This window comes from Streptomyces sp. TAA486, assembly GCF_000426165.1.
This window is the reverse complement of record NZ_AUEV01000001.1, coordinates 337,863-362,872: the sequence shown is the minus strand read 5'-3', so window position 1 is coordinate 362,872 and position 25,010 is coordinate 337,863. Positions and strand designations below refer to the sequence as shown.

Sequence of the window (25,010 nt, the reverse complement as noted above, 5' to 3'; positions counted from 1 at the left end):
CCCCCGTATCCGTTTCCGCCGAGCGGCGGCCGGTGCCGCACTCGCTGTCTAGCAAAGTGCTATCACTTTAGCGCGAAAACACGGTTCCGGCCAGCATGGGGGCCTGGCCGGAACCGTGCGCCGGGGGTGCGGCGGGATGCGGCGGCTCCCGGGTCGCCCCGGGGACCGCCCGGCGGATCACTCCGTGCGCAGCCCTTCCGGCCGCATCATGCGCCACAGGAACGGCAGGCTGATCAGCGTCACCAGCGCGATCACCCCCGCACCGGCGGCGGCGGACGGCAGGAAGACGAGCCAGTCCGCGTTCGCGTCGCCGACCATCCGCAACAGCACCCATCCCAGGCCGAGTCCGAAGACCACCGCCATCCCGATGCCGAGCACCACCGTCAGCGTCGTCTGCCACAACACCGAGGCGCCCAGCGTGGAGCGTCTGGTGCCGAAGGCGACGAGGACCGACAACTGCCGCTTGCGCTCCCTCAGTTGCTCCAGCATCGAAACGACCATGCTGGCGGCGATGAGCAGCAGCACCGCCATCGATGCGGCCAGCACCGCGTTCTTGAGAGCCCGGACCTCGCCGACGGTGTCCTGATCGGCGCTCTCCCAGAGGGTGTAGGACGGGTCGGTGTGGAAGACCGTCGTCCGGAGCGCCTCCAGTGCCTTCGTGTTGCGTTCCATGAGGACGCCACCCTGGTACGACGGGGTGTCCAGCCGCTTCTCGGAGAGCACCGAGGGCGTGACCACGAGGCCGTCCACCGCGCCGCCGTTCGGCAGCTCGATCCCCTGGACCGTACGGGCGGAACGGGGCACCTTCCAGGCGTACGTGCTCTTGCCGCCGTCGCCCGGAGCCTTGTCGAGCTTCAGGGGCGTACCGCGCTTCAGCGGAGGTGGCGCGCCTCCCTGCTCCTTGATGACGCTCTTCGGGGTGCGGACGAGGAAGGAGTCACCGTCGCGGCACTCGCCGATACGGGCCACCGCACGGAGCGTCTCGCAGCCGCCGACGGTGACGCCGACGCCGTCCTCGACCCCCTTGGCCTCGACCCACGACTGCAGGTAGCCGTGGGCCTCCTTCACGCCCGTGGTCCGCTTCATCCGGTCTGTGAGCTCCTGGGTGTCGGCGGGGGTGGTGTGCGGCCCGTAGATGTCCACGTAGCTCTTGCCCCTGCTCGCCGCGCTGTCGCTCGACTGCGAGCTCTCGACGACGGAGAAGAGCAACTGGAGGGCGATCGCCCCCGCCACGGCGACGGTGATCCCGCTGATCGCACGGGTTGCGTTGCCGCTGCTGAGCTGAAGCCTGCGGGTGGCGAGCTGCCATGAGACCGGTCCGCCGCGAAGCCGGCCCACGATGCGCTCCACCAGCCACGGCAGCAGGAGCACGATGCCGCTGAGCAGCAGCACCACACCCGAGCTGATCTGCAGCTCGTTGACCGAGCCGCCGCCCCCGTCCACCGATCCCGCCAGCGGTACGAGCAGTGCCACGCCGGCCGCGGGCGGCACCAGCCTCCACAGGAGCCGCCGCTTGCGCTGCTCGCTCTTGCGCACCAGGCCCAGCGGTTCGATGGCGACGCCGCGCAGAGCGAAGATGGTGACGGCCACAGCCGTCACGGGCACCCCGACCACGATCAGCAGCCCGAGCCAGAGGCCCGGATTGACGTCCTCCGGGAAGACGCTGATCCGGAACGCCTCGACGTTGCCGATGAACGCCCGCCCCAGCAGGAAGAACCAGCCGCCGAGCAGCAGCCCCACCAGTGCCCCCACCAGCGTCTCACCCGCCGCCATCCGGCGGGCGCTCGCGATGTCGGCTCCGACGAGCCGCAGCGCGGCGAGTCTGGTGTCGCGCTGCTCGCCGCCGAACCGTACGGCGGTGGCGATGAAGATGGCGACCGGCATCACCAGCACCGCGCATGCCACGACGACGAGCAGCAGCAGCACGGGATCCATCGGCTCCTCGTCCTGCGGGCTGCCGAACTTGTTGACCCGCTGGGCCCCTTCGGACACCGACAGGTCGTCCACGCCCTTGTAGAAGGCGAATTCGTACGGGCCCAGCAGGCCGTCGTCGCCGATGGTGCCGACGACCTTCGCGTCGAGCCGGTCCCGCAGGTGCTCGCCCTCCGGGGACTCGAGCACCCTCTTCAACTCCGGCGAGACGACCATCTCGCCGGGTGCCGGTATGTGGTCCAGCCCGGGGGGAGTCGCCGGGCTGGACCCCTCGGCCTGCAGCAACCGCCCGTACAACTCGTTGCCGTTCCAGCGGTTGTTGGCGTCCTTGCCGAGGACCGAGTACGGGCCGCGCTCGGCGCTCTCGCTGCTCTCGTTGAACGCGCCCGAACGCGCCTCACTGCGGGTGTCGTTGGCGCGGACGAGCTCCGGCACCGCCGCCGCGAGCAGCAGCACGGCGACACCGAGCGATACCCCCACCGCTGTCAGCAGCGTACGGAGCCATCCCTGCCGGCCGCCGCTCGTCGCGAAGCGCGCGCCCAGAGCGAGATCGCGGGCCCATTCCCGGGGACCGGCGGCACCGCTGCCACGCTTCGGCGCAACGGTGCCGGTTCCTCCTGTCCGCCAGGCCGGTCCGGCTGGTCCTGCCGGTCCGGCCTCCCCGGAATGCTCGTCCGCGCGCTGCTCCTCCCGCGTGTCCGCCGCGCTCACAGGACGCCCGCCATGCTCCGGGCGCGGCCGTCCCGTACCACGACCTCCCGGTCCGAGTAGGCGGCGACTCGCGATTCGTGCGTGACGAGCACGACCGCCGCCTTGGTCTCACGGGCGGCCTCGGTCAGCAGCTGCATCACGCGCTCGCCGTTGAGCGAGTCGAGCGCGCCAGTCGGCTCGTCCGCGAAGAGCACGCGCGGGCCCGACGCGAGCGCACGGGCCACGGCGACCCGCTGGCCCTGACCCCCGGAGACCTCGCCGGGCCGCTTGCGCCGTACGTCCTCGACCTCCAGACGCTCCAGCCACGCCGCGGCACGCGACTCGGCCTCCTTGCGGCCGAAGCCGGCGAGACGCAGCGGCAGCGAGGCGTTCTCCAGGCACGTCAACTCGGGCACCAGCTGCCCGAATTGGAAGACGAAACCGAAGTCGGAGCGGCGCAGTGCGCTGCGCTTCGCGTCGTTCATCGCGGTCAGCTCCTGCCCGCGGTACGTCACCGTGCCGGCGTCCGCGCGGACGATGCCGGCGAGGCAGTGCAGCAGCGTCGACTTGCCGGACCCCGAGGGGCCCATGACGGCCACGATCTCGCCGGAGCGGATCGAGAAGTCGGCACCGTCGAGGGCGGCGGTCGAGCCGTAGGTCTTGTGCAGCCCGCTCGCGGCGAGCAGGAACTCCGAAGCCGTGTACGCGCCCTGAGCCCCGGCGGTCGCCGTGGATGTCGCGGTCTTCCCGTGTCCCGCCGACGCGGTCGATGTGGTTGACGTCATTGCCGTACCTCCGTGGCCAGCTTGTCGAGCCTCGCGGCCGTCAGCTCCAGCCACCGCAAGTCGGCTTCGAGGTGGAAGAGCGCGTGGTCGCAGATGAGTTGGTCCGCCAGATCCCCACCCTGTTTGCGCTTGGTGAGCTCGCGCATCAGGCGCAGATGCTCGGCACGCTGGGTGTCCAGCTGCTCGCCGGCGTCCCGCCCGGTGAGAAGGGCGAGCACGACCTTCGTGTAGAGGGTGCTCTGCAAGTACGGCTCCGGCTTCTCGGGGCGCGAGAGCCATTCGGCGACGTCGGTGATGCCCGCGTCGGTGATGGCGTACCGCTTCCGTTCGGGTCCGCCGCCCGGCTCGATCCCGTCGACCTCGACGAGGCCGTTCTTCAGCAGGCGCGACATCGTCGAGTAGACCTGCCCGTAGTGCAGTGGGCGGTCGTGCCCGAAGCGTTCGTCGAAGGCCCGCTTGAGGTCGTAGCCGTGGCGGGGACCGGACTCCTCCAGGAGCCCTAGCAGCGTGTGGCTGATGGACATGGCGGGGACTATACATCACGGGTATACATCGCGTGTATAGATTCCGCTAACAGGGCCCTGACCTGCGGATCACCCGTCAGATCAGGGCCGTTGCCGCCGAGTTGGTCCCGCCCGGGCGGTAGCTCCCCGGCGGCGCCGACGGAGCGGACCGGGCCCCGCCGGAGACCGGCCGGGACCACCGGATCAGCGCCCGTCGACGCGCGCGGAGATGCGGTCGCCGATGTCCTTGTCGACGTTCCGCCAGTACTGCAGCGCGCGTTCCAGCACCGGCCCGCTGACGCCGTCGAGCAGATGCCCGGAGACGTTGTTCACCAGCCGGTCACGGGCCGCGTCGTCCAGGACCTGCCGGACCTGTGTGCCCGCCTGGCCCCAGTCGTCGTCGTCACGGCGCAGCGCGTACGCCCCACGGACCATCTCCTGGTCCTCGACGCTCCAGCCCGCCTCGTGGGCGAAGCGCGAGGTGTCCGCCGCGGGCCCGCCGTAGGAGTTGGGCGCGTACGGACGGGCGGTCCGCGACGGCTCGTACCGCATCGGGCCGTCCTTGGCGTAGGAGTTGACCTGCGAGTGCGCCCGGTTGGGCGGCAGTTGCGCGTAGTTGGGGCCGATCCGGTAGCGGTGTGTGTCGGGGTAGGAGAAGAGCCTCCCGAGCAGCATCTTGTCCGGCGAGGGGCCGATGCCCGGCACGAGGTTGGCGGGCTCGAAGGCCGATTGCTCGATGTGGATGAAGTAGTCCTCGGGATTCCGGTCGAGCCTCATCCGTCCGACCTCGATGAGCGGGTGGTCGCCGTGCGGCCACACCTTCGTCAGGTCGAACGGGTTGAAGCGGTAGTCGGGCGCGTCCGCGAAGGGCATCACCTGCACGTACATCGTCCAGGTCGGTGCGTCGCCGCCGGCGACGGCCCGGAACAGGTCGCGGCGGTGGGCGTCGGCGTCATCCCCCGCGAGCCGGTCGGCGTCCTCCTGGGTGAGGAACTCGATGCCCTGGTCGGTCTTGAAGTGGTACTTCACCCAGAACTTCTCGCCCCCGGCGTTGACCCACATGTAGGTGTGCGAGCTGTAACCGTTCATGTGCCGGTACGTGCGCGGGATGCCGCGGTCACCCATCAGCCACGTCACCATGTGCGCCGACTCGGGCGAGAGCGTCCAGAAGTCCCACTGCATGTCGTGGTCGCGCAGGCCGCTGTCGGGACGGCGCTTCTGGCTGCGGATGAAGTCCTGGAACTTGCTGGGGTCGCGCACGAAGAAGACCGGGGTGTTGTTCCCGACCATGTCGTAATTGCCGTGCTCCGTATAGAACTTGAGCGCGAAGCCACGAGGGTCCCGCCAGGTGTCCGGGCTTCCCTGCTCGCCGGCGACCGTCGAGAAGCGGGCGAGCATCTCGGTACGCCTGCCCGGCTGGAAGAGGTCCGCCTTCGTGAACTGGCTTACGTCGTTCGTGACGTCGAAGACCCCGTAGGCTCCGGCGCCCTTGGCATGAACCACACGTTCGGGAACCCGTTCACGGTTGAACTGGGCCATCTTCTCGATCAGATAGTGGTCCTGGAGCAGGATCGGGCCGTCCCGGCCCACGGTGAGCGAGTGCTCGTCGCTCTCGACCGGGATGCCGGCGTTGTTGGTGGTCGTGTGGTCCGACATGGAGTTTCCTCCCGTGAACGGGTTCGGTGCCCAGCCCTCGCCGCCCGCACGGCCTCATCCACCGCTGCCGCGAGGCGACTTGGACCTGGTCCAACCCTGTACCCCGTCAAAGGAAAGACAGTCACTCGGCACACTTGTGTCCGTATGTCCGATTGCCGTCAGCTCACGGAGTTCCGGGGACCGGTTGCGTTCCTTCAGCGCTTCGACGAAGGACAACCAGGCACCGGGCTCGAAGTACAGTGCCGGCCCGCGCGGGAGTTTGCTGTCCCGGACGGGGACCACGCCGACGCCGCCACCCCGGGCGCCGTGAGCGACTTCGACGCAGTTTCCGCCCTCCGCGTTGCTGTGGCTGGAGGTCTGCCAGCCCGTGCCTCCGTCGCCGCCCGGCGCGAGTGCGAAAGGGCGTCCGGTGGCTCGCGGGGTCGTGTGTGCGGCCGCGTGCGCGAGCCGGCGTGCGACTGGTTGTGCGGTGGCACGTGCGGTCATGATGCGTCTCCTTCCCTTCCCATGGCTCCCTCCGTTCCGTCCATCAGTCGCCGGATGAACGCCGCAGAGCGGTCCGGCGGAAGGGCCGAGTCCCGCAGCACGTCGCAGGAGAGGCGGAGCCTGTCCACGTCGTCGCGGTCCTCGACCAGCTCCCCCGACCAGGCGCCCTCGGTGTAGGCCACGGTCGAGCCGTCCGGCATCCACAGCACCGTCAGCGAACTGCCGAGCAGATGCTGCAGCCCGGACGCGAACGGCAGCACCTGCAACGTGACCATGGGCAGCCTCGAGATCTCGAGCAACCGCTCCAACTGCCTCGTCCAGGCGCCCGGTTCCCTCAGCCGCCGCCGCAGCACGGCCTCGTCCAGTACGGCCACGAAGCGCGGAGCGCTGTCGCCGATGAGCAGGCCCTGACGGCCGACTCGGGCGGCGGCCTGCTCCTCCAGCTCCTGTTCGTTGCCGAGCCGCGCCGTACGGAGCTGCTCGCGCGCGTACTCCTCGGTCTGGAAGAGCCCTGGAACCGTGGCCGCCGCGTACTCGTGGCGCACCGTGGCCCGTCGCTCCAGCTCCATGAAATGCCGGAACCGCTCGCGGAACACCGCGTCCCGTGCCAGCTCCCACAGCTCGCCCAGGTGCCCGCTTGAGCCGTAGACCTCGTCCAGGGCCGCGAACACCGCGGGTGTGCCGAGCAGTTCGCCTCGCTCCAGCTGATGCAGATACGCGGTTCCGTACGCCGTGGCGGCCGCCAGCTCCCCGAGCGACCTTCCCGAGCGCTGCCTCAGGCGTGCCGCCTCCGCCGCCAGTACGAGCCGCGACGACGGCTTGCGCCCCTGACCGGACCTGCGTGCGGGCATAGCGACTCCCCTGATCCGAGCGTGACGTGCTTCCACTTCAGCCCTATCGAGCGGGCCTGGGTGCGAACAACCCGTTTTCGGGACGGATATGCGCTCAACCCGCTCGCCGCTCACTGCGTCAGCCGTAACGGTGACCAAGTTCCGGTATGGGGTGGGGGCGGACAATGGCGTACAGGACGGAGGAGAGACCTTGTCCCGACCGGACCGGCGCGGTCGCCGGGACGGGGACGGGGACGGGGACGGGCACGGAGGCGGACGCGGAGGCGGGCACGGAGGCGGACGCGGAGGCGGACGCGGAGGCGGGCGCGGGTAGAGGCGGCGCGAGCACCGCCCAGGCGATCGGCGCCGCCCCGCTCACACGGCCCGGCCCCGGCGTCGGCGGGGAGCCGCGTCCGGCGCATCTGCCCGGCCCCCGGCACCCGGAGGTCCAGCACCCGGAGCGCGCCCCGGAACACCTCCCGCAGGGCGAGCCGCACCCCACGGGCATGCCCCCACCCCAGCTGGGCCGGGCGTTGCGCCGCGTCGCCTCCCGGACCCTTGCCGTCGCCCGTCGCCCGTACTGGCAGCGTCCCGACCCGGCCTGGCTCGTACGACGCTGGCCGGACCTGAGCGGTACGTGCCTCGCCACCGTCTTCTTCTGGCTCTCCCTGACGCCGTCCCTGGTGCCACGCCCCTGGCTGCTTCAGGGGGTCATCGGCGGCATCACCGCCGCGATCGGCTATGCCATCGGCGCCGTGCTCGGCCGGCTCGCACGCCTCGCCCTGCTGCCGGCCTGCCGGCGGTTCCTTCCACGGCTCGTGAGCGAGCGCGCACGGGCCCACGCCTGGCAGGCGTACAACGTGGCCGCTGTCGGGCTCACCGTCCTCGCCTTGTCCGAAAGCGCCCGTATGCAGCGGGAGTTGAGGGCTCTGCAGGATCTGCCCGAGACGCTGACGTGGCACTCCATGATGATCACCCTGATGGCGCTGGTCCTCTGCGGACTGCTGCTGTTCCTGGCACGCGCGGTCCGGCTGGGCACCCGGACGCTGATACGGGGCCTGTGCCGCTTCGTGCCGCGCCCGGTCGCCGTCGTGGCCGGACTGCTGATCAGCGCGACGGCGGTGGTCGTGGGCACGCGGGACGTGGTCTTCGACCGTGGTGTCGTGGATGTGGTGGCGCAGGTGGCGGAGAGCACCGACCGCGGCACCAAAAACGGCGTCGTCCAGTCGGGCTCCCGTTTCGTCTCGGGAAGCCCGCACTCCCTGGTCACCTGGCGTGAACTGGGCTACCAGGGCCGCAACTTCACCGGCTCCACGCCCACCGCCCGCCGGATCAGCCACGTCACGCACCGACCGGCCAAGGACCCGGTGCGGGTGTACGTGGGCAGGCGCGCGTTCGAGGGCGGAGGATCGAACGAGGCCGAAAGCTACCGGGCCGGCGCCGAGTTGGCCGTCGCGGAGCTGGAGCGCACGGGCGCCTTCGACCGCGAGGTGCTGGCGATCGCGGGCACGACCGGCATGGGCTGGGTCAACTCGACCGACGCCGAGCCGCTTGAGTACCTGCACGGCGGCGACACCGCCATCGTCGCAATGCAGTACTCCTTCCTGCCGAGTTGGCTCTCGTTCGTCGTCGACAAGGAACAGGCCGGACGGGCCAACCGGGCGCTGGTGCAGGCCGTACGGGCGCGCTGGCTGGAGGAGCCGGCGAACGACCGTCCCCGACTGGTCGTCTTCGGCGAGAGCCTCGGCGCGTACGGCATAGAGGCCGCCTTCGACGGCCCCGGCGATCTGCTCTCGAAGGTGGACGGCGCCGTCCTGGCCGGCACGCCCGGCTACTCACCGATCCGCAGGGAGATCACCGCTCACCGCGACGCCGGCAGCCCGGTGTGGCGCCCGCAGTACGAGCGCGGCAGGCACTTCCGCTTCGCGCAGTGGCCCGCGAAGGACCTGGCCCGTCCCCACGGCCCGTGGCAGAAGCCGCGGGTGGTCCATCTCCAGAACGCCTCCGACCCGATCGCGTGGTGGTCGTGGAGCCTGGCCATAGAGCGGCCGCGGTGGCTGCGTGAACCGCTCGGTCCGGACATCACTCAGGAGGTCGGCTGGTTCCCGTTCGTCACCTTCTGGCAGACGACGGTGGACCTTGCCGTCTCCTACGACGTCGACGCCCCGCACGGGCACCGCTACGGCATCGGCTCGGTCGCGGCGTGGGCCGCCGTCGCACCGCCCGACGGCTGGAGCGCCGCGGACCACCACCGGCTCAAGCGGTACATGGAGCAGCGGAAGGCCCCCTACTGACCCGGCCCGACGCCCAAGGCACCGCTGAGCCGGGTCCGTTCCCTTACGCAGAACCAGGCGCCCACCCCGAACTGCCGCCCGTACGACGGCACTTCAGCAGCTATCTACGTCAGGCCCGCACCGCACGCGCACGCCAGGACGAGGACCCTCGCGCGCTACTTCCGCGGCCCGTCGGGCCCCTTCGACTCATCCGTACCAGGACCGTCCTTCGGAGGCGGCGGCCCGTCGGCGGACTCCGTCGGGGACGCGCCCGGCTCCGTCGAGACACCGGTGCTACGGCCCGTCCTGCCGGCATGGCCCTTGCCGGGCTTGCCAGTTCCGGCGTCGGCGCCTGCGTCGTCGCCCGGTCCGGCACCGCCCGGGAGAGCTGGCCCCGTCGGCCCGCCGCCCGCCGGAAGCGGCGCGCCCAAGGCCTGCCCCTCGGAGTACGCCCGCAGGTAACTCGTCACCGTGTTGAGCACCGCGACGAGAGGCACCGCGACGACCGCTCCGGGAATCCCCGCGATGAGGCTGCCGCCGGTGACCGCCAGCACCACGGCCAGCGGATGCACCCGCACCAGCCGGCCCAGGATGAAGGGCTGGAGGATGTGGCTCTCGATCTGCTGCACGAGGAGCACCACGCCGAGCACGAGCAGCCCCGTCAAAGGCCCGTTGGTGACGAGCGCGACCAGCACGGCCAGCGCACCGGAGACGACGGCGCCCACGATCGGCACGAAGGCGAAGATGAAGATGAGGACGGCCAGCGGCACCGCCAGCGGCACTTCGAGGATGTAGATGCCGACGCCGATGAAGATCGCGTCGATCATCGCGACTATCACGGTCCCCCGTACGTACCCGGTCAGCGTGACCCACGCCCGCGGTCCGGCTCCCGCGACGCCCTCGCGTGCTCCGCGCGGCACCAGCTTGAGGAACCAGTCCCAGATGCGGGGGCCGTCGTAGAGCAGGAAGAGGGTGATGAACATCGTCAGCACCGCACCGGAGAGGAACTCCAGCAGGACGGTGACGCCTTCGAGCCCGGCGGAGGTGACCTCCTGGCTGTTGTCACCCAGCCACTGGCTGAGGTTCTTGGCGACGTCGTTGACCTGGTTCTCGGACACGTGGAAGGGGCCCTGGATCGCCCAGCGCTTCCCCTCCTCGATGGCCTCCTGCACCCGCTCGGTGAGGGTCGGCAGGTTCTCCGTGACCTGCCAGACCACGAACCAGCCGATCAGGCCCATCACGACGAAGCCGGTGATGAAGGTGATGGCGGTGGCGAATCCGCGTGCGACGCGGCGACGCTTGAGCCGGGCGACCGTCGGCTGCAGCAGCGCGGTCACGAGCAGCCCGGCGGAGAAGGAGAGCACGAGCAGGCTGATCGAGCTGATCACCTGTATCAGCACCCACACGACACCCGCGAGTACCAGCAGCCGCCACCCGGCCTCCGCCGCGACCCGCACGCCCCAGGGCACCGCCGTGGCCGGCGCGGGCCTGCTGCCCCCGGTGCCCGTCGGGCGCTCGGGGGGTGTCGCGGGCGGTCCGGCGGGCGCTGAAGCAGAGGGACCGTCCGGCCGCGAACCCTGCCCGCCCCCGGGCCTGGTGATCGCCTGTTCCTTCGCCAGCTGCTCCTCGCGCCGTTGCGCGACGCGCGAGGCCACGCGCGCCACGGTGTCCCGGAGCCTGTCCACCCTGCTCGTCATCCAGCTTCCTCCGCCCCCGGGCACATGACCCGCTGCCGTTGAGTGACGACGTTACCGGCGTAAAGGTTGCTTCCGGGACGGGGACGCGATGATGTTCACCACCCGGTCACTGCAAGCGCTCACCCCCGGCCCTGACTCGGGACGGGGGTGAGCGTCGAAGCTTGTGAAGTTGTACGGCTCAGGGCCGGGCCGCAACGGCCGCCCTGGTCAGTACCAGTTGTTGGCCTGCCAGAAGTCCCAGGCACCGCAGGCGCTGCCGTACCGGTCGTTCATGTAGTTCAGGCCCCACTTGATCTGGGTGGCGGGGTTCGTCCGCCAGTCGGCCCCGGCGGAAGCCATCTTGGTACCCGGGAGCGCCTGCATGAGCCCGTAGGCACCCGAACTGGCGTTGCTCGCCCGGTAGTTCCAGCCAGACTCGCGCTCCACGATCTCCGAGAAGCACTGGAAGTTGGACCCACCGACGATCTTCTGGGCCATCGACTTGACTTCGGCGACCGTGTACGAGGACTGCGCGGGGAAGTCGCCTGCGTCCGCGCGAGCGGCGGAACGGCTCGCTGCGGCCTTGGCCTCGCGCTCCTTGGCCGCCTTCTCCTCGGCCGCCTTCTTGGCCGCGGCCTTCTCGGCTGCAGCCTTGCGCGCTTCTTCCGCTGCGGCCTTCTTCGCCTCGGCGTGGGCGGTGTCCGCCTGCTGCGTCAGGGAAGCGGTCTGTACCCGGGCCTGCTGACCCGCCGGTATGTCTTCGAGGAGCGTCGAGTCAGCAGCGGTGGCCTCGACGTCATTCGTCGTCTGACCCTGCTGACTTCCGGAGGCCACACCGACGACAGCACCGACGGTGGTGACCGCGGTGGCGGACGCCACTGCGAATCCCCGGACGGAGATCCGAGTCACACGATTTCCTTCCAACGTGCCCGCTCGATGACCGCGCGGGCGCCGATCGTGCCCCTAGCACTGACCTCCTGGAACTCGTCACCGGAGATACGGGCCCGTAGGACCCTCCTTGGGCTGGGAGGGCCGCGTGGTTCTTCGGGCGGCATACGGCGTGACTGCTTTTCAGTTCTGTATGACTCTGTGGTGCAGCACCATTGCTGGTACCGGTGTGCCGTATGCGGGGCCTGACAGGAACCACACCCTGCCGGACGCGAGTGGGCTGAGGCAATTCCGTGTTGAGTGGGATAGGTCACACCTGGTTTGCCTGTCACATTGCCCGGAAACACGCGCGCGCGGCGGTTCCAGGGTCTAAAGTGCCGCGGCCTGACTGTCCCCCGAACGAGGGAGCGAAGGCGGAAAAGCCGCTGAACAGCGTTGACGCCGACCGCCCTTGAGGACGGTCGGCGCCTGACACGCGGCAAACGGGATAACTCCCCTCAGATGTGTGTCTCTTCGAGCATCTCCGTCACAAGCGCCGCGATCGGCGACCTTTCGGACCTGCTGAGTGTGATGTGCGAGAAGAGGGGGTGCCCCTTCAACTTCTCCACCACGGCGACGACTCCGTCGTACCTGCCCACGCGCAGATTGTCCCGCTGTGCCACGTCATGGGTGAGAACGACCCGTGATCCGGCGCCGATCCGGGAGAGAACCGTCAGCAGCACGTTCCGCTCCAGCGACTGCGCCTCGTCGACGATCACGAACGCGTCGTGCAGCGACCGGCCGCGGATGTGCGTGAGCGGCAGCACCTCGAGCATGCCCCGCTCCACGACCTCCTCGATCACCTCTCGGCTCGTGACCGCCGAGAGCGTGTCGAAGACGGCCTGCGCCCACGGATTCATCTTCTCGGCCTCGGTGCCCGGCAGATAGCCGAGATCCTGGCCGCCGACCGCGTACAGCGGACGGAAGACCATCACCTTCCGGTGCTGACGGCGCTCCAGCACCGCCTCCAGCCCGGCGCAGAGCGCGAGCGCGCTCTTACCCGTACCGGCCCGGCCTCCCATGGAGATGATGCCCACCTCGGGGTCCAGCAGCATGTCCAGAGCGATGCGCTGCTCGGCACTGCGGCCCTTGATGCCGAAGGCCTCGCGGTCGCCCCGTACGAGCTTGATACGGCCCTGCGGCGTGACCCGCCCCAACGCCTTCCCCTTCTCCGAGTGAAGCACCAGGCCCGTGTGGACAGGGAGTTCGGCGGCCTCCGCCACGAACACGCTCTCGGCGGCGAAGAGTTCGTCGATCTCCTCCCCCGGCAGTGTCAGCTCGGACATGCCGGTCCAGCCGGACTCGGTGATCGCGAGCTCCGCGCGGTACTCCTCCGCGCAAAGTCCGACGGACGACGCCTTGATGCGCAGGGGCAGATCCTTGGAGACGACAGTGACGTCGAACCCCTCTGCCTGAAGGTTCCTCGCCACGGCGAGGATCCGCGAGTCGTTGTCCTCCAGCCGGAAGCCGGCGGGGAGGACACCCGGGTCCGAATGGTTCAGCTCGACGCGGAGCGAACCGCCCACGTCGCCGATCGGAATGGGGGCGTCCAGGCGGCCGTACTTGACGCGGTATTCATCCAGCCTCCTCAGCGCCTGCCGGGCGAAGTAGCCCAGTTCCGGGTGATGCCGCTTTGCCTCCAACTCGGTCACGACGACGACGGGCAGCACGACTTCGTGCTCCTCGAATCGGTCCATCGCCATCGGGTCTGCGAGCAGCACGCTGGTGTCGATGACATACGTGCGCCGGTCGGCTTCGTTGCGCTTTTTGCTTGTCACCACGGGTGGACGAACCCCCTCGGAAGAGGTCGGGGTGCGACGGCGTCGCAAGGGAAGAGACCGGTCCGGACCCGCGCGGAGCGGGCCGTGCACCGGCCCTCCGCGACATCCCAGTCGCCGCAGAACTCCTGCGGCGGTCCGTGGTCTGCAATCGGGCCTCCCGGCGGCCGGAGCCTGTGGAGGGCACCAGCCATGAGGGGATATTCCCCCGGGTGAGCGCAAGCATGCAATGGCATATGCGGAGCGCCCCGCCAGGGTGACCTCGACAACCCCTACCGGGGACGCGGCCCTGCTCACGGGCCGGAACGCGCTCCAGGGCCGTAGGACGGGCCCCTGTGGCGCCCGGCGCACCGGTGCTCGGAGGGGCTCGGGTCAGTTCCCGTAGCGCCGGTGGCGAGCCGCGTAATCGCGGATGGCACGCAGGAAATCGACCTTGCGGAAGGCCGGCCAGAAAACCTCGCAGAAGTAATACTCCGAGTGGGCGCTCTGCCAGAGCATGAAGCCCGACAGGCGCTGCTCGCCGCTGGTACGGATGACCAGGTCCGGATCGGGCTGGCCACGGGTGTAGAGGTGCTCGGAGATGTCCTCGACCGTCAGGGTCTCCGCCAGTTCGTCGAGCTTCGCACCGCCGGCGGCACGGTCGGCGAGCAGCGAGCGGACGGCGTCGGTGATCTCCTGGCGGCCGCCGTAGCCGACGGCCACGTTCACCAGCACCCCGTCGATGTCGCCGGCCTTCTCCTCGGCCTTCTTCAGCACCTGCTGCGTGCGGTCCGGCAGGAGGTCCAGCTGGCCGACGTGGTGGACGCGCCAGCGACCGTCGGCGGCCAGGTCGCGCACGGTGTCCTCGATGATGCCGAGCAGCGGCAGGAGCTCGTTCTCCGCGCGGTTGAGGTTGTCCGTGGAGAGCAGCCACAGCGTGACGACCTTGACGTCCGTCTCCTCGCACCAGCCGAGCAGCTCGCGGATCTTCTCCGCACCCGCCTGGTGACCCTGCTCCGTCGTGCCGCCCGAGGCCCGCGCCCAGCGCCGGTTGCCGTCCAGGATCACACCGATGTGCTTGGGCACCTGGTCGGTGTCGAGGCGGTACTCCACCCGGCGGGCATAGAGCCTGTACACCAGGTCGCGAAGCTTCTTGTAAATGGTCGGCCCCTCCTTCGGCGAGTCCGGGACCATTGAACCTTACTGCGGGTGAAGCCCCTGGATGAAGCCGGGCCGCTTCGGCCCTGCTGATAGGAAGGGCCCCATGACGGACGACTCCTCCCTGCACCCGTACCGCGCCGACGACGCCCGCTACGACTCCATGGAATACCGGCGCACCGGCCGCTCCGGACTGAAGCTCCCGGCGATCTCGCTGGGCCTCTGGCACAACTTCGGCGACGACCGTGCGCTGGAGACGCAGCGCGCGATCCTCCGCCGTGCCTTCGACCTCGGCGTGACCCACTTCGACCTCGCCAACAACTACGGCCCGCCGCCCGGCTCCGCCGAGCTGAACTTCGGCAAGCTGATGGACCAGGACTTCAGGCCGTACCGGGATGAACTCGTCATATCGACCAAGGCGGGCTACCCGATGCACCCCGGCCCCTACGGCGACTGGGGCTCCCGCAAGTACCTGCTCTCGTCGCTGGACGCCTCACTGCGGCGCATGGGCCTCGAGTACGTCGACATCTTCTACTCCCACCGCTTCGACCCCGGGACACCGCTCGAGGAGACGATGGGGGCGCTCGCCACCGCCGTGCAGCAGGGGAAGGCCCTCTACGCCGGGATCTCCTCCTACAACTCGCAACGCACACGCGAAGCCGCCGCGCTGCTGCGCGAGATGGGCGTGCGCCCGCTGATCCACCAGCCCTCGTACTCGATGCTGAACCGCTGGACGGAGGAGGACGGCCTGCTCGGCACGCTGGACGCGGAGGGAATGGGCTGCATCTCCTTCGCGCCGCTCGCGCAGGGCCTGCTCACCGACAAGTACCTCCAGGGCGTCCCAGAGGGCTCACGCGCCTCGAAGGGCACCTCCCTGGACCCGGATCTGCTGACCGAGGACGTGGTGCGGCGGCTGCGCGGACTGAACGACATCGCCGGGCGGCGCGGCCAGTCGCTGGCGCAGCTGGCGCTGCGGTGGGTGCTGCGGGACCCGCGCATGACGTCCGCCCTCATCGGCGCGAGCAGTGTGCGGCAGCTGGAGGCGAACGTGGCGGCACTGGAGGGGCCGGAACTCACGGACGAGGAGCTGCGGGAGATCGACTCGTACGCGGTCTCCGAACCGGGCACCAACATCTGGGCCCGGAGCAGCGAGAGCTGACACCGGGGTCCGCCGGCCCCGGGGACCTGCCGGGAGGCCGGGCGCAGTGCGGCTGGGCGCGCGGGCCCGGAACGTAAAGCGGGCCGGTCCGTGGGGGGATACGGACCGGCCCGAGGGGGGGGGTTCCCACCCTAGCCGCTGCGGCCGGTCCGGCCGGGGACCAACTGCCTTGCCGGACGTGTCGATCGGGAGGGGAGCGGTCCCGTGGGCCTGGCGCGCATGGCGCGCCGGGAGTCCGCACGGGCGAGGCGGGCCACGCGCAGTACCCCCACGAGCGACCTCCGCGACGAGCGCCGGCTTGACGCCGAGGAGCGGGAGGGCGAGGAGCGGCCACCCTGTCCGGCTTCGTTTCGCCGGACGTCCTGAAATGAGGCGTGCCTCACTGTGCGGGATCGCGCTTGAGTCGCCGGCGTCTGCGTGGGACCTCCGCGCTCCATGATCCCCCACTGAAGGCGCCGGTCAGGGCTGTTACGGTGCAGTCGTCGCGCCTCGCCCCATCAGGGGTTTACATGAGCTGAGTTGGCGTCACGTGACCTAAATCGCCCACTATTTGGCCGACGTTGTCAGTGGGAACCTCTAGTCTTGACCCATGTCCACTTCCCAGCCACCAGCATCCGACGGTCAGACCATCGCCGAAGCCAACGAGGCGATCCGGCAGTATGTCTCCGGCCGGACGATCTGGTCGCAGGCGGACCTCGCGGAGCTGGACCGCCTGCGTACGGACTGGAAGCACGCCGTTCAGGCGGCGGTCACGCGAGCGGCCTGAGCCCCGCGTCCCGACCGCCCGGCGCCCTTCGGCGTCTCCCCCGCCCCCGGGCCGTCAGCCCTGGCGGGGGAAGGACACCTCGACCCGGCGGTTCTTCTTCCGGCCTTCCTCGCTGTTGTTGTCGGCGATCGGGTAATCCTCGCTGTAGCCACGCACGTTGAAGGTGATCGTGGAGTTCAGCTCCTCGGCCAGCGCATTCTGCACGGCGTTGGCCCGCTTCTTCGAGAGCGTCTTGCCGTGCTCGTAGGAGCCGAGGTCGTCCGTGAAGCCGAAGACGTTGATCTCCTTCGCCTGCTGCGAGTCGACCTCGTCGGCGATCTCCTGGATGCGCGACAGGGCGCTGCTGTCGAGCTTCGAGCTGTCCTTCGGGAAGAGGACCTCCGCCTGGAGCGTGAACTTCGTCTTCCCCGTGCTGTCTTCGCGGCGCTCCTCACCGCTCAGGTCCTCGGTGACGAACTTGATGTCGAGCACCCTGGACGGCGCAAGCTTCGCCCCGTCGGCGAGCTTGAGCCCTGCAGCTTGCGGGTCGACCTTCACCGGCGGCTTGGAGTCGCCGATGTTGTCCGGCGGCTCGCTGTAGTCGGGCGCCGGCGCACCGCCCTCGCCGGGGAGGGAGGGGGCGGTGGTGGGGATGGTCGTGGGATCGTCCGCGCCGGGCAGGGACGTCGGCCCGCTGGGGACCTTGACCGTGGGCTTGGGCGTGGGGTCGTCGGCCCGGGCACCGCTCGCGCAGAACGTCGTCAGCAGCACGGCCGAAGCGGATGTACACAGGACGGTGCGCAGCAGGTGCGCCGCGGGGAGCCTCATCGCGTCACTCACCTGACAGCTTCACACTCGCGCTGGGCATGTCCGCGACCTGGAAGTCGACCGCGGCCGTCGACGCCGGCGGCGCGGGGAACTGGGCGTACCACTCGGACGTCTCGCCCTGATCCAGACCGCCCGTGAACCTGGTGCACAGGCAGTGCCCGTTGGTATCGCGGAGGATGAAGTAGCGCTTCTTGCCCTTCTTGTCGACCATGGTCGCCCCGGCCATGGAGAGTCCGTTGTTCTTGAGTTCGGACTCCTCGCTGGCCCATCCCGGCAGGACGACGACCGACGGGCCCTCGTTCTTCAACGTCCCCTTGAACGTGGTGAATCCCGAATCGTCGCGCTGCGCCGAGTTGATGGTCAGGACGAACTTTCCGCCCTTGCCGCCCTTCACCTGGGCGAGCACTTCGTTCGACTCCTCCGAGCCGCCCGCACCGCCCTTGTCGTCGTCCTGGGAGGCGCCGTCCGGCTTCTTCCCCTCGTCCCCGCCGTCGTCCCCGCTGCTGCTGCAGCCGGCCACTGCGAGCACCAGGCCGGCGGTGACCGCGACGGCGGTCCCCCGTCCACGGGCTCTCAAGGCGCGCCGAATGGTCATGGATAGCTCGTCCCCTGTTCGTCGTCCGCGAGTCAATCGACCAGAACCACCGAGAAGAGATCCGACGGTTCGAGCTTGAGGTCGAGGTCCTCGGGGTCGATGGTCAAGTCCTTGCCGTCACACTCGATTTCGATGAGCTTGCCCTCGTCCACGAGCTGGCACCTGGGCTTGATGACGGCTGTGGCACTGGCCTCGGCCTTCTTGTTGTCGGCGCCGGGAACGATCGTGTCGCCCGTGTCGAAACGGGTGCGGACCTTCACCGTGTACCCGCTGTGCCCGTCCTTGTTGACCCCGTCGCAGCTGAGGACGTCCGAGCGGTTGCGGTCGGCGAAGTGGTCGGCCTCGCCGCAGCCGTCACCGAACAGCGAGCCGAGGCCGTCGAGGATGTCCTCGATGGACTTGCCCTCGAGAATGGCGTCGAGGAAGTCCTCGAAGAGCTCGTCCCGGTCGTCCTGCGCCGCGGCCAGCGCCGCGGCGTCCGCGGCCGACTGCCCGCCGTTGCGTACGGTCCCCGCCTGGGCCACGGCGAAGAAGGCGAAGGCGAGGAAGAGCAGGCCCGTGATCACGGCACCGTAGAGGATCACCGTGGCGCCCTCGTCCCGGGCCTCGAAGCGTCTGCTCAGTCGCCCAGGATTTGGTTGACGGCCTTCGCGATCCCGCCCGAGATCGCGTCGTCGAGCCCGAGGCCCCGGATCGCCAGGATGATCCCGGCGACGATGATCACGACGCCCGCGTATTCGATCGCTCCAGCGCCGCGATCCGACCAGTGCCCGTGCAGTCTGCCCACGACGCGGTGGCGCCAGCGGTGCATGGCCTTCAACATCACGATCTCCTTCGATGATGGCCGCGTCGGGACGCGACGGCACGCCCCCGGCCTGTCTGTTGTAGTTCTGCACGGTCCTGACGCTCGTGAAACGGGCTGCCGCGGCGCGGCAGCGGGACAGAGCGGTGACGAGCCGACGACCAGTCATTCCGGCTTCTCCTCCGCTGCGTCGCCCACCGTTGTTGTCCGGATGCAGACTGTGCCACATCGGCCGCCTCCGACGAAGGGGTGAGCAGAACGCCTGTGGAGATTGGCGGAATCGCTTGTGGGGCCTGGCCGTTGGGCTGTCATCACGTCACCCGTTCAGTACGGAACCGAAGTCGGTGTCCGATCCGAGAAGGAAGGTGGCCACGATCAGCAGCAACGTCCCCGGCAGCAGGAAGGCGATGGTCGTCATCGTCGCCTTCGGCACCGTCTTGGCGGCCTGCCGGCGGGCGTTCTGCGCGTCGGTACGGCGCATGTCCGTGGCGATCTGGATGAGCGTGTCCGCGATCGGTGCGCCGAGTTCCTCGCCCTGCTGGAGGGCGGTGACGAACTGGTCGACCTGCTCGCTGTCGTTGCGCTTGCGCAGCTCGTCGAAGGCCGCGCGGCGGCTGACGCCCAGGTCCATCTGCCGCAGTGTGATGCGCAGTTCGTCGGCCCACGGGCCCTCGTAGTGCTCGGCGACGCGTTCCAGCGCCTGCCGGAAGCTGAGGCCGGCGGAGACGACGACGGCGAGGACGTCGAGGAAGTCGGGAAGGGTTCGTTCGATGACGTGCCTGCGGTCGCGGACGGCCTGCCGGATCCCGAGCTCCGCGGCCGAGAGGCCGAAGGCCAGCACGACGAAAGCGAACAGCCAGCTGTCGGCGACCAGTCCGACGATCGCCATGACGACGCCGAAGACCCCGTACGCGGCGCGGCGCGCGGCGTAGCGGTGGATGGTAAGGCCGCCCGGATTGCCGGCGCGGTCGATCTTGCGGCGCTTGGCGTTGACGCGCTCCTCGCCCATCAGACGCAGCACGAGCGGCGCGAGGGGCATGCCGAGTCGGTCGACGGCGGCCTCCGGGGCCGACGTTCGCGTCGCACCGACCTCCAGGGCGACGGCGAGGTCGCTCGGCAGCTCGATCTGGGCCCGGTACATACGGATGCCCGCGATGGCCCCGTACACGGCGACGGCGGCGACCGCGGCGAGAAGGAAGGGCAGAACGGCGCTCATGGTCTCCTCCTCAGATCTCGATCTTGCCGAGACGGCGGATGACGAAGAAGCCCGTGGCGAAGAGGCCGACGGCGCCGATGATCGCGAGCTGACCGACCGCGGACCCTGTGACGCGGGCCAGGGCGCCCGGCATCATCGAGTTCATCATCAGCATCGCGCCGAGGCCCAGCACGGGCACCGTGAAGGCGGTCGCGTTCACTTCGGCGAGCATGGTGCGCACCTCGCGTCGGGTCTCCTTGCGCTCTTCGAGGGTGTCGGTGAGGTTGCGCAGCGACGCCACGAGGGTGCCGCCCGCGCGGTTCGCGAGCACCAACGTCGTGACGAGGACGACGAGTTCACGCGACGGCAGACGTTCGGCGAGCTCGTTCAACGCGTCCTCGACGGAGCGGCCGAGGGCCAGCTGGTTGTTGACGAGCTTGAGTTCCTCTCCCGCCGGGGCCTCCAGCTCCTCCGCCGCCATGCCGAGCGCGGTACGCAGGGCGAGGCCCGCCGAGGTTGCGTTGGCGAGGATGCGGGAGAGCTCCGGCAGCTGGCTGATGAACTGCTCGGTGCGGCGCTGCCGTTGGTGGCTGAGGAAGGCGCTGGCGGCCAGCACGCCCAGCACCGCGGCGATCGGCCCGAAGAACGGCGCGAGCACGGAGGCGGCGACCAGCCACAGGCCGGCGACGACGACGGCCACATAGACGGTGAACTCGCCCGCCGTGATGTCGAGTCCGGTCGCGGCCAGTCCGCTCTGCACGCGGTGTCCCAGCCGGGTGCCGCGCAGCTGCTTGTCCACGCCGGTGAAGACACGGCGCCGGCCGGGCGGCAGTTCGCGGCCCGCCGATTCGTCGGCGAGGCGCTCGAGGAGTTCCTTGTTCTGTGCGCGTCCCGACGCGAACGCCATGACCGCGGCGACGGCGAGCGCGCCGGCCAGCAGGAAGGCGCCGAGCGCGAGTTGTGCGGTGGTGTCCATGACGTGGTCCTGGGTCCTGTGGTCCGTCCTGGGTGCGGTGATGGTGCTGCGTGCGGGTACTGCGTGCGGTCGTGCGGCTTTCCGTCTCTCAGTGGGGCCTCGCAGCCGCCCGGGGGCGCTCTACTCCGCCTCCCTCGTGCTCAGTTGGCCTTCGTCGTCCGCGACTCCGAAGAGGGGCGGCACGGTCTCGCTCACCATGTGGAGCCGGTCCGCGGCGCGCCGCGGCACGGGCAGATGAGCGAAGCTCCCGTGCACCTTGCCGTCCGAGCCCATGGGCTCGGCGTCGAAGCGGGAGACCGAGGCGATGCGGAAGACCTCGCGCCCGTGCGAGGCGAGGAGAGCGATCTCCGTGACCTTCCGTGTGCCGTCGGGGAAGCGGGCGAGCTGGATGATCACGTCCACGGCGGAATTGATCTGGTCCTGGAGCGCCGCGAAGGGGATCTCGACCTCCGACATGGAAGCGAGGGTCTGAAGGCGCATCAGCGCGTCCTCGGCGCTGTTGGCGTGCACGGTGGCCAGCGAGCCGTCGTGACCTGTGGACATGGCCTGGAGCATGTCGAGCGTCTCGCCGCCGCGCACCTCACCGACGATGATCCGGTCGGGCCGCATGCGCAGCGAGTTCCGTACGAGGTCGCGGACGGTGACCTGGCCCCGGCCCTCGACGTTGGGCGGCCTGGTCTCCAGCCGGATGATGTGCCGCTGCTGGAGCTGGAGTTCGGCCGCGTCCTCGACCGTGATGATGCGCTCGTGGTCGGGGATGAGCCCGGAGAGCGCGTTGAGCAGAGTGGTCTTCCCGCTGCCCGTCCCTCCCGAGACGATCACGTTGAACCGGGCGCGGATGAAGCCCGACAGCAGCGCGACGGCGTGCTCGTCGAGCGTGCCCATCGCGATCAGTTCATGCAGCGCGTAGGCGCGGGGGAAGCGACGGATGGTGAGCGTCGGGCCGGTGAGGGAGAGCGGCGGGACGATGACGTTGACACGCTCGCCGGAGGGCAGGCGGGCGTCGACCATCGGATTCGACTCGTCCACACGCCTGTTGACGGTCGAGACGATGCGCTCAATGGTCTGCATGAGCTGCTCTTCGGAGGCGAACCGGACCGGCACCTGCTCGACACGGCCCGACCGCTCGACGAAGACCTGATCCGGTCCGTTGACCATGATCTCCGTGATGGAGGCGTCCTCCAGCAGCGGTTCGAGGACGCCGAGCCCGAGGGCCTCGTCCACGACGCGCCGGATGAGCAACTCCCGGTCGACCGTGGACAGTACGGGCCCCTCGCGGCTGATGAGGTGCCCCAGCACACGCTCCAGGCGGGCCCTGCGCTCCGACGAGGGAAGGGCGGACATCTCCGCGAGGTCTATCTCTTCGAGGAGCTTCGTGCGGTAGGCGGACACGAGGTGGGCGGTGCCGCCGTCGGCTGGCGCCCCGGTACGCGTCCGGGACTCAGGGGTGGTCATGCGGGCCCGCAGACTCAACTCCGACCTCCTCTCTGTACGTTCGCGGTGATCAGTCGCGCGGCATGGTCGCGGAACGGGTCGCGTCGCCGAAGTCGTCGACGCCGGGGACGACGGACGGGATGGTGACGGTGATGGTCACCTTCACCTCGTCCTCTCCCCCTCCGAGGTCGAAACTGGCGCGGGACGCCGTCCAGTCGGACATGGCCGCCTTGCCGGTCGTTTCGAAGTCCTCGGCGAGGTCCTCCTGGCTCGCGATACGTGCGGCGGCGCGGGCGCCCGTACCGGCCTGCTGGACGGTGTAGCCCGCGACGCCGAGCTGGATCGCGGCCATGGCCACGAGCAGGAGCAGCGGCATCATGCCCGCCAGCTCCAGGCTGGACGCGCCGCGTTCACCCTCCGCGCCCCCTGCGCTCCGGGAACGTGCCCGCAGGGCTCGCGCAACCTGCGTGAGTCCCCGGTCCGTCCGTGCTCTGCGCGCCGTCCGCGTCCGTCTCATGCCGCTCTCACTTCCCCTCCTCGGCAGCGCCGGCCGTGCCGGTGATGCTGAAGGGGAGCTTCCCCGCTCCGGGGAAGAGGACAGGTGCCGACAGGTCGACGTTCGCCTTCCACAGATGGCCTTCGAGGCTGCAGCTGACCGAGGACTTCTCCCGCCACTCGGCCGGCAGGTGCTCGGTCGCCGCTGACTCGCAGGCGCCCTCCGGGTCGCCGTTGAACGCGGCCGCCGTCGCGGCACGTGCCGCCTCGTCGGCGGCGTTTCCGGCGAGCGAGAACGTGTAGCCGACGAGGACGCACTGCCAAAGGATTGCCAGGACCGCGAGCACGACGGGCGCCATGCCCGCGAACTCCACGGTGACGGCGCCCTTGTCGCCCCACACGCTCGCCTCGCCCTCGTCATCGAGGTCGTCGACCTGCTGCCGTGCGTGCCGGCCTCCCGATACGTGCCCGATGTCGGGGCCCACCGGACCCACGCGCGTGCGCGTGTGGAAGGGCGCCGCGCTGTTGGGCTCGTGCGGCCTGCGGTGGTCGCGGTACTCGTTGCCCACGGGCGCCGCCGGTGCCTCCCCGGGCATGCCGTTCTCGCCGCCCGAGGCGCCGGGGGGCAGGGCCTGCCGGCTGCCCCCGGGGGTGCTCCCCTGCCGGGCCTGGGGGGTGCGTGGCGGAGGGAACTGGCCGGGCGGTGCCGTCTGCGGGCGCGGCGCTCCGCGGCCGGCCTGACCCGTCGGGCGTTCGGCGCCCTGGCTTCCCTGCACAGCCTGGACCTGGGAACTCCCCGATCCGCCCGCGGGCAGGGCGCGCCCGTCCGGCTCCGTGCCGGTGTCGGAGAGCGCCTGCTTGGACTGTCCGCTCTGGCCCTTCGACGCCTTGGCGCTGTGCTTGCCGCCGCTGTTGCTGCTGGTGACCTCCGCCGCGGTGACGAGGCCCAGTTCGGCCGCGAAGGACCACAGGGCCTGCTTGACCGTGCTCTTGACGTCGAGGTCCTGGATGCGTCCGGCGTCGACGGCGGCGTGAAGCTCCTTGTACCCGGCGGGAATCGTCGTCCCGGCCACGGACGTGCCGACGATGCGTGCGATGAGCCCCGGGTGGATCTCCGTGTAGCGCGACGTCCGGTTGACGAGTGTGACGGTCTCCTCGGCCTTGCGGATCTGCAGCCGGTCCCACATCCGGACCATGCGCTTGGCCGCCCGTACGGAGATCACGTCCGGTGTCGTCAGCAGCACCGCGCTGTCGGAGGTCTCGATCGCGGCGGCGTTGGCGGCGTTGAGCTGGGTGCCGCAGTCGATCACGACGATGTCGTAGCGGGCCTTGAGCGCGGAGATGATCTGGCGGGCCGCACGGTCGTCGACCTCCTCGCCCCGTTCGCCCTCGCCGGGGGCGAGCAGCAGCCCGAGCCCCGACTCGTGCGCGAAGAGCGCGTCCTGGAGCACGCGGTTGGAGATGTCGGCGATGCCCGCGAGGTCGGCCGCCGAGCGACGGAACTGCACGTCCAGGAACGAGGAGACGTCCCCGGACTGCAGGTCCATGTCCACCAGGGCCGTACCTCGTCCCGACGCCTGTGCCGCGAGCGCCAGCTGGACCGCCGTCAGGGTCGTGCCCACGCCGCCCTTGGCGCCCGTCACGGCGACGACGGTGCCACCGGGGCCGACCGTCTCCTCGGGAAGTGTGCCCAGATGCTTCCGTACGCCCACCGCCCAGGAGGCGGCGGCGCCGACCCGCGCGGCCAGGTCGTCGTAGCTGAGGGGCAGCCCGAGTACGCCGCGGGCTCCGGCGTCCATCGCCGCCGAGTAGAGCGGCTGGCTGGTGTCGCGGGTGATGAGGATGACGCCGACGGCCGGGAAGCGGAGCGCGATCTCACGGATCAGCTCCAACGCGGGCATTGGGCGGATGAGTTCGTGTACGAGCACGACCTCCGGCAGGTCCGCCACGGTCCCCTCGGCCAACCGCGCGAGCGAATCGAGCAGTTGGGTGGAGTCGGTGGCGGCGGGCACCGGCTCGCTGTCCGGAAGCTGGCTGAGCAGGCCAAGGACCGACCGGGCCGCTTCCTGGTCGCTGACGGCTGGCTGAATGCGGGTGACCATCGGCTG

General features: G+C 70.1%; 22 protein-coding genes. 3 read left to right on the top strand and 19 right to left on the bottom strand.

Annotated elements, in window-relative coordinates:
• Positions 1-177: 177 nt before the first annotated feature.
• The 6 genes from I004_RS0101695 to I004_RS31525 form a co-directional block, all read right to left on the bottom strand.
• Positions 178-2,643 carry an ABC transporter permease gene (locus I004_RS0101695; RefSeq protein WP_078510722.1) on the bottom strand — a complete coding sequence of 822 codons (2,466 nt, stop codon included), beginning with the start codon at positions 2,641-2,643 and terminating at the stop codon, positions 178-180.
• Complete coding sequence (locus I004_RS0101690) at positions 2,640-3,407, bottom strand: ABC transporter ATP-binding protein (RefSeq protein WP_078510721.1); 768 nt, start codon at positions 3,405-3,407, stop codon at positions 2,640-2,642. The genes I004_RS0101695 and I004_RS0101690 overlap by 4 nt, the downstream gene beginning before the upstream one ends.
• A complete protein-coding gene (locus I004_RS0101685) occupies positions 3,404-3,931 on the bottom strand; it encodes a PadR family transcriptional regulator (RefSeq protein WP_028434075.1) in 528 nt (175 codons plus the stop codon). The genes I004_RS0101690 and I004_RS0101685 overlap by 4 nt, the downstream gene beginning before the upstream one ends.
• Positions 3,932-4,114: 183 nt before the next feature.
• Positions 4,115-5,566: a catalase gene (locus tag I004_RS0101680; RefSeq protein ID WP_028434074.1), complete on the bottom strand. Its 1,452-nt coding sequence runs from the start codon at positions 5,564-5,566 to the stop codon at positions 4,115-4,117.
• A 54-nt stretch (positions 5,567-5,620) separates the two neighbouring features.
• Positions 5,621-6,052, bottom strand: coding sequence for a DUF397 domain-containing protein (locus I004_RS31530; protein ID WP_037974554.1), 432 nt, complete (start codon positions 6,050-6,052; stop codon positions 5,621-5,623).
• The gene (locus I004_RS31525) at positions 6,049-6,903 is read right to left on the bottom strand and encodes a Scr1 family TA system antitoxin-like transcriptional regulator (RefSeq protein ID WP_051344583.1); all 855 of its coding nucleotides are present in this window, start codon (positions 6,901-6,903) and stop codon (positions 6,049-6,051) included. Before I004_RS31525 ends, I004_RS31530 begins: the two co-directional genes overlap by 4 nt.
• A gap of 164 nt (positions 6,904-7,067) precedes the next feature.
• On the opposite strand from I004_RS31525, the gene I004_RS0101665 reads away from it, so the two are divergent.
• On the top strand, positions 7,068-9,176 hold the full coding sequence (locus I004_RS0101665) for an alpha/beta hydrolase (RefSeq protein ID WP_486579655.1): 2,109 nt from the start codon (positions 7,068-7,070) through the stop codon (positions 9,174-9,176).
• A gap of 155 nt (positions 9,177-9,331) precedes the next feature.
• On the opposite strand, the gene I004_RS31520 is transcribed toward I004_RS0101665, so the two are convergent.
• From I004_RS31520 to I004_RS0101645, 4 genes are all read right to left on the bottom strand, one after another.
• Positions 9,332-10,852 (bottom strand): AI-2E family transporter, encoded by a 1,521-nt coding sequence (locus I004_RS31520; RefSeq protein WP_078510720.1) that lies wholly within the window; start codon positions 10,850-10,852, stop codon positions 9,332-9,334.
• A gap of 207 nt (positions 10,853-11,059) precedes the next feature.
• Positions 11,060-11,740 carry an aggregation-promoting factor C-terminal-like domain-containing protein gene (locus I004_RS0101655; RefSeq protein ID WP_028434072.1) on the bottom strand — a complete coding sequence of 227 codons (681 nt, stop codon included), beginning with the start codon at positions 11,738-11,740 and terminating at the stop codon, positions 11,060-11,062.
• 476 nt (positions 11,741-12,216) lie between these two features.
• Positions 12,217-13,539 (bottom strand): RNA 5'-3' helicase PhoH2, encoded by a 1,323-nt coding sequence (gene phoH2 / locus I004_RS0101650; RefSeq protein ID WP_028434071.1) that lies wholly within the window; start codon positions 13,537-13,539, stop codon positions 12,217-12,219.
• 369 nt (positions 13,540-13,908) lie between these two features.
• Positions 13,909-14,709 (bottom strand): isoprenyl transferase, encoded by an 801-nt coding sequence (locus tag I004_RS0101645; protein ID WP_051344582.1) that lies wholly within the window; start codon positions 14,707-14,709, stop codon positions 13,909-13,911.
• A 70-nt stretch (positions 14,710-14,779) separates the two neighbouring features.
• On the opposite strand from I004_RS0101645, the gene mgrA reads away from it, so the two are divergent.
• Both mgrA and I004_RS39760 read left to right on the top strand, forming a co-directional pair.
• Entirely contained in the window at positions 14,780-15,832 is a 1,053-nt protein-coding gene (gene mgrA / locus I004_RS0101640; RefSeq protein ID WP_028434069.1) for an L-glyceraldehyde 3-phosphate reductase, read from the top strand.
• Positions 15,833-16,421: 589 nt separating this feature from the next.
• Complete coding sequence (locus tag I004_RS39760) at positions 16,422-16,598, top strand: hypothetical protein (RefSeq protein ID WP_197350611.1); 177 nt, start codon at positions 16,422-16,424, stop codon at positions 16,596-16,598.
• 54 nt (positions 16,599-16,652) lie between these two features.
• On the opposite strand, the gene I004_RS0101630 is transcribed toward I004_RS39760, so the two are convergent.
• The 9 genes from I004_RS0101630 to I004_RS0101590 all read right to left on the bottom strand — a co-directional run bounded on the left by I004_RS0101630 (position 16,653) and on the right by I004_RS0101590 (position 25,004).
• Positions 16,653-17,405 carry an OmpA family protein gene (locus I004_RS0101630; RefSeq protein WP_106965225.1) on the bottom strand — a complete coding sequence of 251 codons (753 nt, stop codon included), beginning with the start codon at positions 17,403-17,405 and terminating at the stop codon, positions 16,653-16,655.
• 4 nt (positions 17,406-17,409) lie between these two features.
• Positions 17,410-18,000 carry a hypothetical protein gene (locus tag I004_RS0101625; RefSeq protein ID WP_028434067.1) on the bottom strand — a complete coding sequence of 197 codons (591 nt, stop codon included), beginning with the start codon at positions 17,998-18,000 and terminating at the stop codon, positions 17,410-17,412.
• A 32-nt stretch (positions 18,001-18,032) separates the two neighbouring features.
• Complete coding sequence (locus tag I004_RS0101620) at positions 18,033-18,584, bottom strand: hypothetical protein (protein WP_486579652.1); 552 nt, start codon at positions 18,582-18,584, stop codon at positions 18,033-18,035.
• Between the two features lie 35 nt (positions 18,585-18,619).
• Positions 18,620-18,823: a hypothetical protein gene (locus tag I004_RS0101615; protein WP_028434065.1), complete on the bottom strand. Its 204-nt coding sequence runs from the start codon at positions 18,821-18,823 to the stop codon at positions 18,620-18,622.
• A gap of 295 nt (positions 18,824-19,118) precedes the next feature.
• The gene (locus I004_RS0101610) at positions 19,119-20,018 is read right to left on the bottom strand and encodes a type II secretion system F family protein (protein ID WP_028434064.1); all 900 of its coding nucleotides are present in this window, start codon (positions 20,016-20,018) and stop codon (positions 19,119-19,121) included.
• Between the two features lie 10 nt (positions 20,019-20,028).
• Positions 20,029-20,973, bottom strand: coding sequence for a type II secretion system F family protein (locus I004_RS0101605; protein WP_028434063.1), 945 nt, complete (start codon positions 20,971-20,973; stop codon positions 20,029-20,031).
• Positions 20,974-21,093: 120 nt separating this feature from the next.
• On the bottom strand, positions 21,094-22,446 hold the full coding sequence (locus I004_RS0101600) for a TadA family conjugal transfer-associated ATPase (RefSeq protein WP_028434062.1): 1,353 nt from the start codon (positions 22,444-22,446) through the stop codon (positions 21,094-21,096).
• A 31-nt stretch (positions 22,447-22,477) separates the two neighbouring features.
• On the bottom strand, positions 22,478-22,801 hold the full coding sequence (locus I004_RS0101595) for a TadE/TadG family type IV pilus assembly protein (RefSeq protein WP_486579723.1): 324 nt from the start codon (positions 22,799-22,801) through the stop codon (positions 22,478-22,480).
• A gap of 130 nt (positions 22,802-22,931) precedes the next feature.
• Positions 22,932-25,004 (bottom strand): AAA family ATPase, encoded by a 2,073-nt coding sequence (locus I004_RS0101590; RefSeq protein ID WP_028434060.1) that lies wholly within the window; start codon positions 25,002-25,004, stop codon positions 22,932-22,934.
• Positions 25,005-25,010: the final 6 nt, after the last annotated feature.